The 17,165-nt window shown below is 42.9% G+C and carries 17 protein-coding genes, 1 other RNA gene and 1 other annotated feature (1 of these 19 cut by a window edge); of the genes, 5 read left to right on the top strand and 13 right to left on the bottom strand.

The genetic code is table 11. The features are described from left to right. Position 1: 1 nt before the first annotated feature. On the bottom strand, positions 2–1,066 hold the full coding sequence (locus QSJ46_RS14555) for an AI-2E family transporter (protein WP_047203363.1): 1,065 nt from the start codon (positions 1,064–1,066) through the stop codon (positions 2–4). 230 nt (positions 1,067–1,296) lie between these two features. Here QSJ46_RS14555 and QSJ46_RS14550 point away from each other — a divergent pair, with 230 nt between their 5' ends. From QSJ46_RS14550 to QSJ46_RS14535, 4 genes are all read left to right on the top strand, one after another. After that, positions 1,297–2,025 (top strand): amino acid ABC transporter ATP-binding protein, encoded by a 729-nt coding sequence (locus QSJ46_RS14550; RefSeq protein ID WP_024423116.1) that lies wholly within the window; start codon positions 1,297–1,299, stop codon positions 2,023–2,025. A 12-nt stretch (positions 2,026–2,037) separates the two neighbouring features. After that, on the top strand, positions 2,038–2,847 hold the full coding sequence (locus QSJ46_RS14545; RefSeq protein ID WP_269773187.1) for a transporter substrate-binding domain-containing protein: 810 nt from the start codon (positions 2,038–2,040) through the stop codon (positions 2,845–2,847). A 77-nt stretch (positions 2,848–2,924) separates the two neighbouring features. Continuing rightward, positions 2,925–3,578, top strand: coding sequence for an amino acid ABC transporter permease (locus QSJ46_RS14540; protein WP_107163302.1), 654 nt, complete (start codon positions 2,925–2,927; stop codon positions 3,576–3,578). Between the two features lie 15 nt (positions 3,579–3,593). Then, complete coding sequence (locus tag QSJ46_RS14535) at positions 3,594–4,244, top strand: amino acid ABC transporter permease (protein ID WP_269773188.1); 651 nt, start codon at positions 3,594–3,596, stop codon at positions 4,242–4,244. Between the two features lie 84 nt (positions 4,245–4,328). On the opposite strand, the gene QSJ46_RS14530 is transcribed toward QSJ46_RS14535, so the two are convergent. The 8 genes from QSJ46_RS14530 to cymR all read right to left on the bottom strand — a co-directional run bounded on the left by QSJ46_RS14530 (position 4,329) and on the right by cymR (position 11,189). Further along, positions 4,329–4,460 carry a YrzQ family protein gene (locus tag QSJ46_RS14530; RefSeq protein WP_064497881.1) on the bottom strand — a complete coding sequence of 44 codons (132 nt, stop codon included), beginning with the start codon at positions 4,458–4,460 and terminating at the stop codon, positions 4,329–4,331. Between the two features lie 20 nt (positions 4,461–4,480). Next, on the bottom strand, positions 4,481–4,672 hold the full coding sequence (locus tag QSJ46_RS14525; RefSeq protein WP_003216308.1) for a hypothetical protein: 192 nt from the start codon (positions 4,670–4,672) through the stop codon (positions 4,481–4,483). Positions 4,673–4,685: 13 nt separating this feature from the next. Beyond that, a complete protein-coding gene (locus QSJ46_RS14520) occupies positions 4,686–5,285 on the bottom strand; it encodes a PRC-barrel domain-containing protein (RefSeq protein ID WP_224929033.1) in 600 nt (199 codons plus the stop codon). Further along, on the bottom strand, positions 5,278–7,662 hold the full coding sequence (recD2, locus tag QSJ46_RS14515; RefSeq protein WP_285604900.1) for an SF1B family DNA helicase RecD2: 2,385 nt from the start codon (positions 7,660–7,662) through the stop codon (positions 5,278–5,280). Before recD2 ends, QSJ46_RS14520 begins: the two co-directional genes overlap by 8 nt. Positions 7,663–7,681: 19 nt before the next feature. Further along, positions 7,682–8,335, bottom strand: coding sequence for a tetratricopeptide repeat protein (locus QSJ46_RS14510; protein ID WP_285604899.1), 654 nt, complete (start codon positions 8,333–8,335; stop codon positions 7,682–7,684). A gap of 60 nt (positions 8,336–8,395) precedes the next feature. Then, positions 8,396–9,514: a tRNA 2-thiouridine(34) synthase MnmA gene (gene mnmA, locus QSJ46_RS14505; RefSeq protein WP_039180282.1), complete on the bottom strand. Its 1,119-nt coding sequence runs from the start codon at positions 9,512–9,514 to the stop codon at positions 8,396–8,398. 94 nt (positions 9,515–9,608) lie between these two features. Next, a complete protein-coding gene (locus QSJ46_RS14500; RefSeq protein WP_107163300.1) occupies positions 9,609–10,751 on the bottom strand; it encodes a cysteine desulfurase family protein in 1,143 nt (380 codons plus the stop codon). An 18-nt stretch (positions 10,752–10,769) separates the two neighbouring features. Further along, complete coding sequence (gene cymR, locus QSJ46_RS14495) at positions 10,770–11,189, bottom strand: cysteine metabolism transcriptional regulator CymR (RefSeq protein ID WP_024423125.1); 420 nt, start codon at positions 11,187–11,189, stop codon at positions 10,770–10,772. 208 nt (positions 11,190–11,397) lie between these two features. On the opposite strand from cymR, the gene QSJ46_RS14490 reads away from it, so the two are divergent. Continuing rightward, a complete protein-coding gene (locus QSJ46_RS14490; RefSeq protein WP_076840405.1) occupies positions 11,398–12,663 on the top strand; it encodes a replication-associated recombination protein A in 1,266 nt (421 codons plus the stop codon). A 33-nt stretch (positions 12,664–12,696) separates the two neighbouring features. Here the strand turns inward: QSJ46_RS14490 and QSJ46_RS14485 are convergent, their stop codons facing one another. The 4 genes from QSJ46_RS14485 to hisS form a co-directional block, all read right to left on the bottom strand. Next, the gene (locus QSJ46_RS14485; protein WP_047203357.1) at positions 12,697–13,461 is read right to left on the bottom strand and encodes a tRNA threonylcarbamoyladenosine dehydratase; all 765 of its coding nucleotides are present in this window, start codon (positions 13,459–13,461) and stop codon (positions 12,697–12,699) included. Positions 13,462–13,553: 92 nt separating this feature from the next. After that, a non-coding RNA gene (ssrS, locus tag QSJ46_RS14480) (6S RNA) lies at positions 13,554–13,734 on the bottom strand. Between the two features lie 77 nt (positions 13,735–13,811). Further along, positions 13,812–15,590 carry an aspartate--tRNA ligase gene (gene aspS / locus QSJ46_RS14475; RefSeq protein WP_285604898.1) on the bottom strand — a complete coding sequence of 593 codons (1,779 nt, stop codon included), beginning with the start codon at positions 15,588–15,590 and terminating at the stop codon, positions 13,812–13,814. Positions 15,591–15,608: 18 nt separating this feature from the next. Continuing rightward, on the bottom strand, positions 15,609–16,883 hold the full coding sequence (hisS, locus tag QSJ46_RS14470) for a histidine--tRNA ligase (protein ID WP_047203355.1): 1,275 nt from the start codon (positions 16,881–16,883) through the stop codon (positions 15,609–15,611). Between the two features lie 73 nt (positions 16,884–16,956). Beyond that, positions 16,957–17,165, bottom strand: a binding site (T-box leader) (it continues 30 nt past the right edge of the window).

Genomic DNA, 17,165 nt, shown 5'->3' with positions numbered 1-17,165 from the left:
GTCAATGAACGCTTCGTCTCATCAGGATATATTGCACAATGATCACCCTGATAATTGCAGCTGCTGGTACGGCTAAAATCATCCCAATTAAGCCAAACAGCTCTCCTCCTGCAAGCAAGACAAGCATAATGACGACAGGATGCATATGAAGACTTCGCCCTACAATAATTGGGCTGAGGACATTACTCTCTAAAAATTGCAGCACCGCTACTGTGATCAGTACAATGATGACCGATTTCACCGAAATAGTAAACGCAATAAAGACGGCAGGAACTGCGCCAATAATCGGTCCAAAATAAGGAATCACGTTCGTTGCCCCTATCAGCACCCCAAGAACAAGAGGATACGGGATATGAAAAAGCCAGAGCACAATGGCTGCTGCACCCCCGATTAAAGAACAAACAAGCAGCTGCCCTCGAATATAATCACCAAGTGATTCATCCACTGCTTTGACAAAAGCATGCCCCCTCTTCCTAAATGATGGCGGCGTTAAATACCATGCCGCCCGCTTCATCGTGTTCATATCCTTCACCATATAAAAAACAAGAAAAGGAATGAGTGCTGCGACTAATACGTAATCAAATAAAACCTTACAGCTAAGAATCATCCGCTCAGCGCTATTGGCTGCATATGTCTCCGATTGAACAATGAAGCGGTCCAAGCGGTCGTGAAGTCCGTCAGGCCAGTGGCTCGTATGACGATGAATATGTGATAAAGCGCCATTATAAGTTTCGGCGAGGACAGGAATTTGTTCTGACAGCTCATTTAACTGTGCGATCATCACAGGCGCTCCTTTATAAACCGCAAACCCAATCCCGCCAAAAAACAGGACATAGATGAGTAAGAGACTGACTGTTCTCGGCAGCCCTCGTGCATGCAGTCTTTCCACAATCGGATAAAGCAGATAAGAAATAAAAATGGCGATGAGAAGCGGAATGAGAACCGCCTTCAGCAATAAAAAAACAGGCATCCATAACTCGTCGAGCTGCAGTAAAATGAGCAAGGATGCAAGGACAAGCAGGATCCCTGCAGCATATATCAGAAATTGGATCGGACGTTTCTTCACCTTTTTCACCTCTTTTCTTATTGTTTAACCATCTTCTGCAATTATCCACGTAAATAAAATTTGTCCTAACTTTGTTAAAAATGAATACACATGAAACATACAGCTCCATCCAAAGTCACTATTTGCTGTAAAATCTCGTCAGAAAATATTCCATCATTTACTTCTTTTTACACAAGTTGTGCTAGAATCCACTTTAGCTTTAGCCAATGAAACACAAGAGGAGGTTCTTCATGATCACATTCGAAGAAGTCAACAAGCATTATGGCCAGTTCCATGTACTTAAGGACATTAACCTACATATTCAAAAAGGGGAGGTTGTTGTGATCATCGGTCCTTCAGGATCTGGTAAAAGCACGATGCTCAGGTGTATCAATCGTCTTGAAAGCATTGATGCGGGAAAAGTTCTCGTCAACCAAGTGTCTGTTCAGCATCCGAAGACCAACATCAATCTTGTCAGGCAAAATATCGGAATGGTCTTTCAGCATTTTCACCTCTATCCGCATAAGACGGTGCTTGAAAACATTATGCTTGCGCCGATGAAGGTCAAAAAAGTGAGCAAGGAAGAAGCAAAGGAAACAGCTGAATTTTATTTAAATAAAGTCGGCATTCCTGAAAAAGCAGACACCTACCCTTCACGACTCTCAGGCGGACAGCAGCAGCGCGTTGCCATTGCAAGAGGGCTTGCGATGAAGCCAGAGGTGATGCTTTTTGACGAACCGACATCTGCACTTGATCCAGAGATGATCGGCGAGGTTTTAGATGTGATGAAGCAGCTGGCCCGTGAAGGCATGACCATGGTTGTTGTCACACATGAGATGGGCTTTGCCCGTGAAGTGGCCGACCGCATTGTCTTTATTGATGAAGGCAGAATTCTTGAAGAATCAACACCGGCTGCATTTTATGAAAAACCGCAAGAGAAACGTGCTCAATTATTTTTAAGCCGTATTTTAAATCACTAGGGGGAATGCTTGATGAAAAAAATGAAACGCTTGGGCCTGCTGCTCTTTATGACTTGCTGCATCGCCGCTTTGGCTGCTTGTGGATCTACTGAAAAAGGTTCAACGGATGCAAAACAAGGAAGTTCTTTAGAAGCCATTAAGAAAGACAAAAAAATCATTTTCGGTGTAAAAAATGACACACGGCTATTCGGTCTAAAAAATCCGAGCAGCGGTGATATTGAAGGATTTGATATTGATATGGCAAAAGCCATCACAAAGGAAATACTCGGCGATGAAGGAAAAGCAGAATTTAAGGAAGTGACATCTAAAACAAGAATTCCTTTGCTTCAAAAAGGGGATATCCATGCGATTGTTGCGACCATGACAATTACAGAAGAGCGTAAAAAAGAAGTCAATTTCTCAGATGTTTACTTTGAAGCAGGACAATCACTGCTTGTGAAAAAAGGAAGCGACATTCATTCCATTGATGATCTTAAAAAAGGAACGAAGGTGCTGGCCGTGAAAGGATCTACTTCTTCACAAAATATCCGCGAGAAAGCACCTGAAGCATCCGTATTAGAATTTGAGAACTATCAGGAGGCTTTTACAGCATTAAAATCAAACCAAGGGCAAGTGCTGACAACTGATAATGCGATCTTATTTGGTATGGCAGATGAGGATTCAAATTACGAAGTGGTCGGCGGCACTTTTACGGATGAGCCTTATGGCATTGCTGTGAAAAAAGGCGACCAAGAATTAACAGATGCGATCAATAAAGCCTTAAAAACGTTAAAAGACAATGGAGAGTATGACAAGATTCTTAAAAAATGGATCAAAGAATAATATTTGATTGGTTAACATCAATGCCTCAGGTGAGCCGCTCAATGGCTCCCCTGTTGATCTGGAAGGAAGTGAACTGATTGCTGCGGTTTTCCATTCTCACTGAAAACTTTCATCTTTATTTAGAAGGCTTTAAATATACCATTGGTGCAAGTGTCATTGCTCTGATTGGAAGCTTTTTGATCGGTACACTCATTGCCATTATGAGAATTGCGCCATTTAGGCCGCTCAACTGGTTCGGAACGGCTTATGTGGAATTTATTCGGAATATTCCGTTATTATTGATCACCTTTGTTTTCTTCTTTGGTTTACCCGTGCTAGGTATTGTAGCAGATGGCTTTACAGCTGGAACGATCGCTCTTGCCATTTATACGTCTGCCTTTATTGCTGAAGCCATTCGTGCAGGGATACAAGCTGTACCGCTTGGACAAATGGAAGCAGCCCGCGCTTCAGGTCTGTCATATGGCGGGACGATGCGGTATATCATTTTGCCGCAGGCGATTAAAATCGTTATTCCCCCTCTTGGCAATCAATTTATTAACCTTGTCAAAAACTCCTCGATTTTAGGTGTCATTGCAGGGTTTGATCTCATGTATCAAGGTGACCTTATTGCATCTAGAACATTTGTGACGTTTGATGTCTACATCTTTGTTGCCATGTTCTATCTGCTATTAACCATTCCGCTTAGTCTAGGCGTTGGTTATTTAGAAAGAAGATTAGCAAAAAGCCACTAGAGAGGAGGAAACACCATGGATTTTATAGGTGCCTACCAGCCTGATCATCTCGCCTTTTTACTTGAAGGATTTGCTGTCACCTTAAAAGTGGCTTTTATCTCCATCATTTTGAGCTTTATCATTGGATTAGTCGTCGGCACATTGCGGTTCGCTCAAATTCCGATTTTATCAAAAGTGCTTGCGGTTTCCGTAGAAACCATTCGGAACCTGCCGCTTTTACTGATCATCTTTTTCACGTATTTTGCATTGCCTGAAATCGGCATCAAGCTAAGCATCACAGCCTCTGCCATTGCGGCTTTAACTGTGTTTGAATCCGCGATGCTGTCAGAAATTATTCGAAGCGGCCTTAAATCAATTGATAAGGGCCAGATCGAAGCAGCCAGGTCTTCTGGTTTAACCTATCTTCAAACATTGAAAATGATTATTATGCCGCAGGCCCTGCGCAGAATGGTGCCGCCAATTGTCAGTCAATTCATATCTCTTTTAAAAGATACGTCGCTTGCCGTCGTCATTGCGCTTCCAGAATTATTACATCACGCACAAATATTAAACGGTCAAAGCCAATCCTATTTACTGCCGATTTTCCTATTGGCAGCTATGATGTATTTTGTCGTCAATTTCAGCTTATCCATTCTTGCAAGACGATTAGAATACAGGCAGGCGTAACAGCTCAGCTTATAGACAAACACTGCGTCCTGGTCTGAAAAAAAACAAAGGGCTAAAATGAAGATCATTTTAGCCCTTTTGTGTTTACATCATTCTCATAACACGTTTTTTTAGCTTTTTCATATCCCGCTTTGATGGCATATCATATCGGCTTGCAAAGTGATATGCAAGTGCACCTGCACCAAGCGTTAATAGTGAAGAAGTCATTTTGCCCATTCGAAATTCCCCCTTAACACTTATAGTTGAATTGAACGTTCATCGTCACTAAACAGATCATCTAAGCTGCTTAGTGTCCCGTCTTCCTCCACTTGGTGTGTAGATATTTTGCCTTTTGACAGCGTCAATTCAATAAAACAGCCCCAGCAATAATATTGATTGACCCCAATTTTTCCGATGTCTTTACATTTGCAATTTGGGCAAATGAGCATAATCAGCACCTCTTTACGTTCGGTTTAGAACCAGTGCTTCCTTTTGAACGTTCATCAAGGTTCCGGCAGCCTGCAGCTGTTTCCGAATCCCTGATAGCTCTGTAAAGAAGCCGTCCGAGAGTTCATATGCTACGATTGTGCCCGAATTTGTACAAAAGTATACATCTTCCAAAATGCCTAAATTTTCACCATCAGGCGACTGCATCATTTTCTTTTTTAATTTCGAAAATAACAAGAATGGAGCAGAGGAATCCATGCCTACTCCCTCCTGGCAGCTCACATATAAACCTTTGTCTGTTAGCTGATCAAATCCAGAGAATGGAATGAGTGCACAGTCTTTCTTTTTCCCCTCTAACACATATCCTCCGCAGCTGCCTCCGGCTAATAAGCAAATATCTTTTATGGAACCAAGCGATTGGGACAGTTCATCTGTATAGATCGTCATTCCTTCAAGTTCTCGGCATGTTCTCAAAATGTGCTCAACCACCTTTTGCGGAACAGTCTTATCGTGTGCGTTTGCTTCATGACTCATACGAAGAAATGGCTTCCATGAACGGAATGGAAGAAGTTCCTTCCACGCTAAAAAGCTTCCATATGGAAGCCTTCTACTCATGCATAAAATCAAACGGAGTGATTCCCTCCATGCCAATATTTGCGTCATGTACGCTAAACGGAAGCTCTTTTTGGAGCGCTTCAAGTTCTGCATCCATGATTTGTTCGGTTTGCACAAGCCGCATCGTTAAGGACGTTTGTCTGAGGGAATCCTCATTGTTTTTCACGCCCCACTCCAGCGCTGATTCCTCGCCGCACAGTATTAAAAACTTTTTACTTCGTGTTATAGCTGTGTACAGCAGATTACGCCGAAGCATTCGGTAATAGCTCCTCACAACTGGCAGCACAACAATCGGAAATTCACTGCCTTGTGATTTGTGGATGGAGCAGCAATAGGCATGAGTAAATTGATGAAAATCCTTTTTCGTAAAGGTGATTTCATTTCCATCAAAGGAGATCACGGCCATGTCTTCTTTTTCTGTATTTTCTTTTGCATAAAAAATCGAGACAATTTCGCCGATATCGCCGTTAAAAATATTGTTCTCCGGCTGATTCACAAGCTGAAGCACCTTATCACCTGTCCGGTACACCACATCACCAAACGAGATTTCTCTGCCTTTTGGTTTTTTAGGATTCAAAATGTGCTGCAGCATTTTGTTGAGCTCATTGATGCCCGCTTTTCCTTTATACATTGGTGCGAGCACTTGAATGTCCTTTGCCGAAAACCCTTTTTGAGCAGCATTGCTGACGACTTTCTCAATGACTTCTTTCATTTGATCAGCTGAACATTGAATGAAGGACCGATCCTTTGAGCGTGCAGTAATATCCTTTGGCAGCACACCATTTTTCATATCATGGGCAAGTTCAACAATGGTTGAGCCGTCTGCCTGCCGGTAAATATCTGTCAGAGTAACAGCCGGCACAGCTTTTGAGGCAAGCAAATCCCGTAAAACTTGACCTGGTCCGACAGATGGCAGCTGATGTTCATCCCCTACCATAATGACTTGGATATGATCAGGAATGGCTTTAAACAAATGATTCGCCAGCCAAATATCCAGCATACTTGATTCATCAATGATGACAAGCTTTCCTTCAATCGGCTGTTCTTCATCATGCGAGAAGCCCTCCGAACCGTTCCAGCCTAGCAGCCGGTGAATGGTGACAGCTGGAAGCCCTGTTGATTCTGTCATCCGTTTAGCCGCCCGTCCTGTTGGTGCCGCAAGCACAAATGGGAAAGATTCATCCTTTTTATAATCACTCGGATCAAGAGATACACCGTGAAGATCACTGTAAAGCTCGACAATTCCTTTAATGACCGTCGTCTTCCCTGTACCAGGTCCGCCTGTTAAAAGCAGCATCGGGGACATGAGCGCCTTTTGAATCGCTTCCTTTTGTGTCGGTGCATACTGAACGCCTAATCGCTCCTCCAGCTCACCAAGTGCAAGGAGGAATTCTGATTCAGGAAATTGATCCGCGTATTCTGTTTGGGAGACGATTTTTTGAATGCGTTTGGCAACACTTTGCTCCGCATAAAATAAGGATGGATGATAGCAGCGGTCATCTTCAATGATCATTTCTTTTCCTTCGCCAAGTGCAATGATCTGATTGGCAACATCCATTTCAGTCACTTTGTAATCATTGCCTGTTTGGTTGAGCAGCTTGCAGGTTTCGACGATCAAATCTTTCGTTTGTATGTACGTATGACCGTCCTGAAGACTGGCTGTCTCCACTGTATATAGCAAGGCTGCGCGAATCCGCTCTGGATCATTACCTGAGATGCCTGTTCTAGCGCCGAGCTCATCCGCCTTAATAAATCCGATCCCCTCAACATCCTTAACAAGCTGATACGGATTTTCCTCGATCTTTTGCAGCGTTTCACTCTCGTACACTTGGTAAATCTTCATGCTGAGCTGCGGACCAAAGCCATATTGATTCAGGCTGATCATGATTTGTTCCAGCCCTTGATGCTCCTGAAGCGCTGCGGCCAGCTTATCCGCCTTCTTTTTTGATAAGCGCGGTACATCGTACAAAACAGCTGGGTCACGCATAATTTTATGAAGCGTCTGATTGCCAAGCTGTCCCACGATTTCTTCCGCCGTCTTTTTTCCTATCCCCTCAAATAAATCACTTGAGAGATAATGTATGATTCCTTGCTTCGTTGTCGGCACTTCCTTTTGAAAGTGAGTGGCCTGAAACTGTTCACCAAATTTCGGATGGCTTGTGACTTTGCCATAAAAGGTGTAGGTTTCCTCCTCATGAAGTGCGGGGAAGTAGCCTGTGACAGATGCTGTTTTTTCCTCTAAGTTTTCCGATGTTTCAATGACTTTCACCTTTAACACCGAGTATAAATTACTTTCATTATGGAAAATAACGGCTTGAATGGTCCCCTTTAAAAACGGTTCGTCCTCAAGCTTCATTTGATCTGGATGTTCCTGCACAGGTCTTCCCTCCTTCCATCTATTCTGCCTCTTGAATCAGCTTTTGCGCATGTAGTGCAAGCATATGGTCAGGCTGCACGTCAATGGCTTTACCCAGCATCTCAAGCGCTTCGTCTTTTTTCTCTAAGTACGCATACGCAACCCCTAAATTATAAAAGGCGTCTGCATGCTGCGGATCACGCGTGATGACTTCAGTAAAAGTTGTCACCGCTTCTTCCAGCATGTGTTCATTGGCTAAGCACATGCCAAATTGGAATCTTGCTTCATTATCTTCTTCGTTTAGTTCAACGGCACGCTGAAGATACGGCATCGCAAGCTTTGGCTGCTCTAATTTGATGAGCGTCTGCCCAAGCATATAAAACAAATCACTATTTTCCATGCCCGCTTTTAGTGCTTGTTCAAAATAATCTTTCGCTTTCATAAAGTCTTCTTTTAATGTATACACATTTCCTGCCCCGTAATAGGCTGCAGCGGCGGTATGATCAAGTTCAATTGCTTTTTGAAAAAAGTTTAAAGCACGTTCAAATTCATTGATACTTGAAAGTAAGTTCGCAAAGTTAATATATGGAACCGGGTCCTTCGGGCTTTCTTCGATCGCTTTTGTAAAAGCTTCAGCTGCTTTTTCGATATTCCCTTGATTCAAGGCTTCTATGCCGATTTCGTTTTGATTCATTCGCTCTCTCATCCTTTCATTAAAAAACCTCAACAGCGACGTTGAGGTTTTGAAAACATGCTACACATACGACAGCTTTTGACCATCTTTGAAGACATCGTCAATTGTACCACCGCCAAGACATTCGTCACCATCATAAAAAACAACCGCTTGTCCCGGAGTAACAGCACGAACAGGCTCATCAAAGATCACCATCGCTTCTTGCTCACCTGTCATTTTGACCTTCACATGGTGATCTTCTTGACGGTATCTGAATTTTGCTGTGCACGTTAATTCACCGTTTTCCCCAACAATATGAGGACGAGTCCAGCTGATATTAACGGCTGAAATGCTTTCAGAGTATAAAAGTGGATTGTGGAAGCCTTGTTCAACAAACAAGATGTTTTTCTCCAAGTCTTTCCCAACGACAAACCAAGGATCACCACTGCCGCCAATGCCAAGTCCTTGGCGCTGACCGATCGTGTAATACATCAGTCCATCGTGCTCCCCTTTTACTTCTCCGTCCATTGTCTGCATCACACCAGGCTGTGCAGGCAAATATTGACTAAGGAACGTTTTAAAGTTTCTTTCTCCAATAAAGCAGATACCTGTTGAATCTTTTTTCGTTGCTGTTGCGAGCTCTGCTTCTTTTGCCAATTCACGAACCCTTTTTTTCTCTAAATCACCGATTGGGAACATGACTTTATCAAGTTGTTCCTGAGTCAGCTGATTTAAGAAATACGTTTGGTCTTTGTTTGCATCAAGACCTCGCAGCATTTTGACTTCATCACCAGTTCTATCAACACGGGCATAGTGTCCTGTTGCCAGATAATCCGCACCAAGTGACAATGCATGCTCAAGGAATGCCTTGAACTTAATTTCTTTGTTACACATGACATCTGGGTTTGGCGTTCTGCCCGCTTTATATTCATCAAGGAAATATTGAAACACTTTGTCCCAATATTGCTTCTCGAAATTCACTGCATAATATGGGATTCCAATTTGGTTACACACGCGGATGACATCCTCATAATCTTCCGTTGCTGTGCAAACACCATTTTCATCAGTGTCATCCCAGTTTTTCATAAATATGCCGATGACATCATAGCCTTGCTCCTTTAGCATAAGAGCGGCAACTGATGAATCGACTCCTCCGGACATACCGACCACAACTCTTGTATCTTCTGGTCTTTTTGTCATCTTCATCAACTCCAATTTCAATGAAACAACATACGCGTTTCGTTCTTCAGGTGCTTCGCTGTTTCATTTTTCACACACGAACAAAAGGAAGCATTTATTTGGCTAGGCGTTTGACAACAGCTGCTATCTTACGTGCCGCCTGCTTCACATGATCCTCTTCATTCCCAAGACCGAAGCTTATTCTGACTGAGGATGTCAGCTCTTTTGCTTCTTCGCCATACATGGCGCTTAACACGTGCGAAGGAAGGACAGATCCAGCCGTACATGCCGATCCGCTTGAAACAGCAATTCCTTCCATATCTAAATTCACAAGCAGCGATTCAATGGAGACGCCAGGGAAATGAACATTTAAAATGTGCGGCAATGTCTCTTTCGGATGTCCATTGATAGAGAAATTGAGAGATTCCTCTTCGAATACTTGCAGCATAGTTTCTTTGAGCTTACCATAATGCATCGCTTTTTCTCTTCTATTTTGCTTCGTTAATTGAACAGCTTCTGCAAGCCCAACAATTCCTGCCACATTTTCAGTGCCAGCACGGCGCTTTCTTTCTTGTTCCCCTCCGAATATTTGCGGAGAAAGTTTCACGCCTTCGTTTACATATAAAAAGCCTGTTCCCATCGGACCGTTCAGCTTATGGCCAGAAGCAGATAAAAGATCAAGATGGAGATCTGCTGCATCAATAGGCACTGTGCCAAACGCCTGCACTGCGTCTGTATGAAAATGAGCAGTGTGATCACGCAGAAGTTCGCCAATGGCTTTGATTGGCTGAATCACACCTGTTTCATTATTGCCGTACATGACGGTCACAAGAATCGTATCATCTCTCAATGCTTGTTTTAATTGATCAAGATGAATCAATCCCGTTTCGTCCACATCTAAATATGTCACTTCAAATCCTAGCTTCTCTAGGCGTTCACATGTATGCAGCACCGCATGATGCTCTGTTTTCACTGTGATGATATGTTTTCCTTCATGCTGTCTTGCCATGGCAACACCTGTGATCGCCAGGTTGTCCGCCTCGGTTCCACCGCTTGTGAGGATGATCTCCTGTGGTTTACAGTGTAATTCTCTTGCAATGACTTCTCTTGCTTCATCGAGCCACTTTCTTGCCTCGCGCCCATATGAATGAATACTAGAGGGATTGCCAAATATCTCTGTAAAGTACGGCATCATCTTGTCCACAATACGCTGATCCATCGGCGTTGTGGCTGCATGATCTAAATAGATTCGTTCCATTTCCGGTACACCTCTGATCTAAATATAGAACATATACGAGTCTTGATCCCCGTCATCTGTGTAGCTTGCCAAGTCTTCAAGAGTTGTATTGTCTAGTACGTCTTTTACTGCATCACGAATACGAATCCATAGTTCACGCTTTGCTGGTTCTTCGTTTTCGATGACTTCAACAGGACTAATTGGTCCTTCTAATACACGAATAATATCACCTGCTGTGATCTCGTTTGGTTCATGTGCAAGAACATAGCCGCCATACGCACCGCGAATACTTTTTACAAGACGGGCATTGCGGAGTGGTGATACAAGCTGCTCTAAATAATGCTCAGACAAATCATTGTTTTGAGCGATTGATTTTAATGATGTAGGGCCTTCGCCATGTTTTTTGGCTAATTCGATCATGATCGTCAGACCATATCTGCCTTTAGTTGATATTTTCAAGTTAAACACCTCTGCGTTTTCTATTCTATGTCATCAATTATTTTTCTGATTTCATATACGCTGATATATAGACCAAAAGCAATTATATCATACTTTCAGCCAACTTTCATTTACGGGTACTGAGCATAATAGGAGGACTCATCCCTTTTCTATTTGAAGAAATTTCGGTACTCTATACAAACAAGACATTGCTTTAGGAGAGATAATTATGAAACCTTTAGCGTACCGGATGCGCCCAAGTCATATTGAAGACATCATTGGGCAGGAGCATCTTGTTGGAGAAGGTCAAATTATTAGACGAATGGTCGAGGCAAAGCATTTATCCTCGATGATTTTATACGGACCGCCGGGCATCGGCAAAACATCGATTGCAACCGCAATTGCTGGCAGTACAAGCATTGCTTTTCGTACATTGAATGCGGTCATTCATAACAAAAAGGATATGGAGGCTGTCGCCGCTGAAGCGAAAATGAGCGGACAGGTGATCCTTATTTTAGACGAAGTCCACCGGCTTGATAAAGGTAAGCAGGATTTTCTCCTTCCTTATTTAGAAAATGGCATGATCATTTTAATTGGCGCAACGACGGCTAATCCCTATCATGCGATCAATCCTGCCATCCGAAGCCGGACACAAATATTCGAGCTGAAGCCGCTTGAAACAGAGCAAATCAAAGCTGCGTTAACAAGAGCCTTACAGGATGAGCATCGCGGGCTTGGCGGTTATGAGGTGACCGTGGACGATGAAGCGATGAATCATTTTGCCAATGGATGCGGAGGAGACGTGCGTTCTGCTTTAAATGCACTAGAACTCGCTGTCTTATCGACAAAAGCTGATGAGACAGGGCATATCACAATCACTCTTGCCGCAGCAGAAGAATGCTTACAAAAAAAGAGCTTCTCACATGACAAGAATGGTGATGCTCATTATGATGTCCTCTCGGCTTTTCAAAAATCCATTAGAGGATCTGATACAGATGCGGCGCTGCATTACCTTGCCAGATTGATCGAAGCAGGAGATCTTGAAAGCATTTCAAGAAGATTACTCGTGATGGCTTACGAGGACATTGGCTTAGCCAGTCCGCAGGCAGGCCCCCGCGTGTTAAGCGCAGTACAAACAGCAGAAAGAGTCGGTTTCCCAGAAGCACGGATTCCGCTGGCGAACGCAGTGATTGAACTGTGTCTTTCTCCTAAGTCCAATTCGGCATATAAGGCGATTGATGCGGCACTTGGTGACATTCGTACAGGGAAAATTGGTGAAGTTCCAGTTCATTTAAAGGATGCACACTACAAAGGCGCCACAGCACTCGGAAGAGGTGTCGATTACTTATACCCACATGATTACGAGAACGGCTGGGTGAAGCAGCAATATTTACCTGATCCGCTGAAAAACAAGCAATACTATGTACCGAAACAAACCGGAAAATTTGAAGGTGCATTGAAACAGGTCTATGAAAATTTAAAACGCCAAAAATAAAAAAAGCCCCCTGCATATTAGCAGGCGGGTTGTTTATTTATCCTTCACACGTGTAATCGGAATATCCTTTAAAAGCTTCATAATGACATGACCACCCATGATCAGTCCGGCAACTGACGGAACGAACGCATTGGATGATGGCGGCATTTGCGCCTTGCGAATCTTCGCTTCATCATTTCCAACTTCTTTTCTGACATCTTCGCGAATGACAATCGGACTTTCATCAGAGAAAATGACTTCAATTCCTTTACGAATCCCTTCCTTACGCAGACGTGTTCTCACGACTTTTGCAATAGGATCGGTATGTGTTTTTGAAATATCATCAATTCTGAAACGTGTCGGATCTGTTTTGTTCGCAGCTCCCATACTTGAAATGATGTTCACACCGCGGTTCAGACACTCTTTCATTAAATGAATTTTATAGTGAATGGTATCTGAGGCATCAATGACATAATCAAGCGGATACTCAAAAAATTGCTCGTATGTTTCCTCTGTATAAAACATCTTAAGCGCAACAACTTCACATTCTGGATTAATATCAGCGATTCTCGCCTGCATTAAGTCAACCTTTGGCTGGCCAACTGTTGATAACAATGCTGGAAGCTGACGGTTTACATTTGTAATATCAATATCATCTTTATCAACAAGAACAATACGGCCAACGCCTGAACGAGCGAGTGCCTCTACTGCGAATGAACCAACGCCGCCCACACCAAGCACTGCAACTGTACTGTTTTTTAGTATATTTAAGCCTTCCTTGCCAATGGCAAGCTCGTTTCTTGAAAACTGATGTAACAAGTGCCTCACTCCACCTTTATTTAAAATGAATCGAAAGAATCATATCATATTCAGACTTCTCCGTCATCCTTCTCTAAAAGAAAAAAACACAAAAAAGTCCCGATGACGCCGCCAGCATTTCCTTCGTTTTGAACCCCGCACCATGCAGGTGGGTGCTTTCTTCCTGACTTTATAAGTCCTCTAATGAGGCATTTATGCAGAAAGGAAAGGCAAGCTCCCGTATAAAAAAATGTTCGGTCAAAACTAGGTAACCACCGTACGTATCAGGACTTTATTTATTGATTGATGAAAGCATATCATAGGCATATTTCTTTTTCAAGCGTTTACATACCTATAAACATGCGCCTATTTTACTGTTTTACTTTTGTTTTAATCGCTAAACTCAGCTCATCAAGCTGCGCCTCGCTCACATGGCCAGGGGCATCTGTGAGAACGCAGCTCGCACTTGCCGTTTTCGGGAATGCAATCGTATCTCTTAAGTTAGAGCGGCCTGCAAGCAGCATCACTAAACGATCAAGCCCAAGCGCAATTCCGCCATGCGGAGGAACACCATGCTCAAACGCATCCAGAAGGAAGCCAAATTGTTCGTAGGCCTCTTCTTTTGAAAAACCAAGTAAGCCAAACATTTTTTCTTGAATGTCCTTTTCAAAAATACGAATAGAACCTCCGCCAAGCTCGTAGCCATTCAGCACAAGATCGTAAGCCTGTGCCTTCATGTCTTCTGGGCTTGTTTCAATTAATTCAAGATCATCACGAACTGGCATTGTGAATGGATGATGGGCAGCATAGAAGCGGCCTTCTTCTTCATCCTTTTCAAGCAGCGGCCAATCGACAACCCATAAGAAATTGAATACAGACTCATCGATCAGTTCAAGCTCTTTACCAAGTTTTAAACGAAGTGCACCAAGTGCATCATGAACAACAGACGTCTTATCTGCGACAAAAAGTAACAGGTCGCCTTCTTCAACTTGCAGCTGTTCTTTTAATTCAGCTTGCTTTGCATCATCAAAGAATTTAGCGATAGGACCTTTTAATTCAGTCTCTTCTGCTTTTAGCCAAGCTAGACCTTTTGCACCGTAGTTCGCTGCAAATGCACCAAGTGCATCAATGTCTTTTCTTGAATAGTTCGATGCAGCCCCTTTGACATTGATGGCTTTCACAGCTCCACCATTTTTCACAGCCCCACTAAACACTTTGAAATCGGAGTCTTTTACCGTATCTGAAATGTTAACCAGCTTCATCTCAAAACGTGTATCCGGTTTATCAGATCCATAGGAATTCATCGCTTCATCGTATGTCATACGAGGTAATGGCAATGTAAGGTCTACACCTTTGACATCTTTCATTACCTTCGCCATCATCTCTTCAGCAAGCGTCATGATGTCCTCTTGACTCATAAAGGACATTTCAATATCGACTTGTGTGAATTCCGGCTGACGATCAGCACGCAGGTCTTCATCTCTAAAGCAGCGGGCAATTTGATAATAACGGTCCATCCCAGAAACCATCAGCAATTGTTTAAATAATTGCGGAGACTGAGGCAGTGCATAAAATTCTCCCTCGTGTACACGGCTTGGAACAAGATAGTCACGCGCACCTTCTGGCGTACTTTTCGTTAAAATTGGTGTTTCAATGTCTAGAAAGCCGTTGTCGTCTAAGAAATGGCGGAATGCTTTTGTGACTTCATGTCGCATTTTCATTGTTTCAAACATTGCAGGGCGGCGAAGATCCAGGTAACGATATTTTAAACGAACATCTTCTGATACCTCGTCTGCTTGATCTGAAATCACAAATGGAGGAGTCTTCGCTTCATTTAAAACGGTGACCGTTTCGACTTGAATTTCAATTTTGCCCGTTTTTAAATTTGGGTTGATCGTTGCTTCTTCTCTTGCGACAACCGTTCCTTTAATATCAAGGACATATTCGTTACGAATTGATTCTGCTGTCTCAAGCGCCTCTTTTGATAAGTCTGGATTGAAAACAACTTGTACAATCCCTGTACGGTCGCGCAAATCAATAAAGATTAATCCGCCTAGGTCACGCCTTTTTTGAACCCATCCTTTTAATACAACTGACTGACCGATTTGGTCTTCTGTTACTTCTCCACAATAAAAAGTTCTACCAAACACAAACATTCCACTCCTTCTTTACGCTTTCTGGTGGGCCTTTAACATTTGAATCAGCTCATCAAGCTTCACTTCAATTTGTTCACCCGTTGTTGTATCTTTCACCTTCACAATTTGCTGTGCAAGTTCATCTTCACCAAGAACTGCAATAAATTTGGCTTTTAAACGATCAGCCGCTTTAAATTGTCCTTTTAGTTTCTTCCCTGTATAGTCCATTTCACTTGAGATACCTTCTTTTCTCAGACGGTTTAATAATGAAACAGAATAATCCTTCGCTTCATCTCCGAGAGCAGCAATGTATAGATCAATACCATCTTGCAGAGGAAGCTCAATTCCTTCAGCATCGATCGCTGATAGGAAACGCTCAATACTCATCGCAAATCCGATCCCTGGTGATTCAGGACCGCCAATTCCTTCAACGAGTCCGTCATAACGGCCGCCGCCGGCTAATGTTGTAATCGCACCAAAGCCTTCTGCATTACTCATGATTTCAAATGCTGTGTGATTGTAGTAATCAAGACCGCGCACTAAATTTGGATCGACGACATACTCAATGCCTATATCTGATAAGTATTGTTTGACCTTTTCAAAATACGTCCGTGATTCTTCATTTAAGTAATCTTGAATGGATGGAGCCGTTGTCATCAGTTCATGATCACGATCCTTTTTACAATCAAGAATGCGCAGCGGATTTTGATGTAAACGAGTTTGACAGTCGTGACAGAATTCCTCAATTCTTGGCTCAAAGTGCTTGACCAGTGCTGTGCGGTAGTCTGCACGGCTCTCTTTGTCACCAAGGCTGTTAATGACGAGTTTTAAGTTAGAAAGGCCTGCTTTCTCATACACACTCATCGCAAGTGAAATGACCTCTGCATCAATGGCAGGATCTTTGGAACCAATCGCTTCGATTCCAAATTGATAAAATTGACGATATCTTCCTGTTTGCGGACGTTCATAGCGGAACATTGGTCCGATGTAATACAGCTTAGTTGGCTGAGCCGGCTGTGCAAACAATTTATTTTCAACATAAGAACGGACGGTTGAAGCTGTTCCCTCTGGACGGAGTGTGATGCTACGTCCTTTTTTATCTTCAAATGTGTACATCTCTTTTTGAACGATATCAGTTGATTCGCCTACTCCCCGTGCAAACAGCTCTGTATGCTCAAAAATCGGTGTGCGGATTTCTTTGTATTGAAAGGCTGCACATGTATCTCTCGCAATTTGTTCAACATACTGCCAGCGTTCTGACTCTCCAGGTAAAATATCCTGTGTGCCTCTTGGAATATTAAAACTCATTTTTCGTCCTCCTACGACCATCATTCATTTTTTATGTGGACATATAAAAAACCCCCGCCTCTACTATGTGTATAGTAGGGACGAGAGTTATACCCGTGGTGCCACCCTAGTTGGAACATGATCAAGCATGTTCCCGCTCAAATCCTTAACGCAGATTCACGTTCTCCGCCTATTGACTCATTTTTCGAGCGTTCAGCAGGAAACCTACAGAGTGTTCTTTCGTGATAAATGCCATGCGGATTCGCTTTCAGCCTAAGGCGATTCCTCTCTGCTCACGCAATT

Source organism: Bacillus sp. YKCMOAS1, assembly GCF_030268125.1.
In the GTDB taxonomy this organism is placed as follows: Bacteria; Bacillota; Bacilli; order Bacillales; family Bacillaceae; genus Bacillus; species Bacillus safensis.
This window is presented reverse-complemented; position numbering and strand designations above follow the sequence as displayed.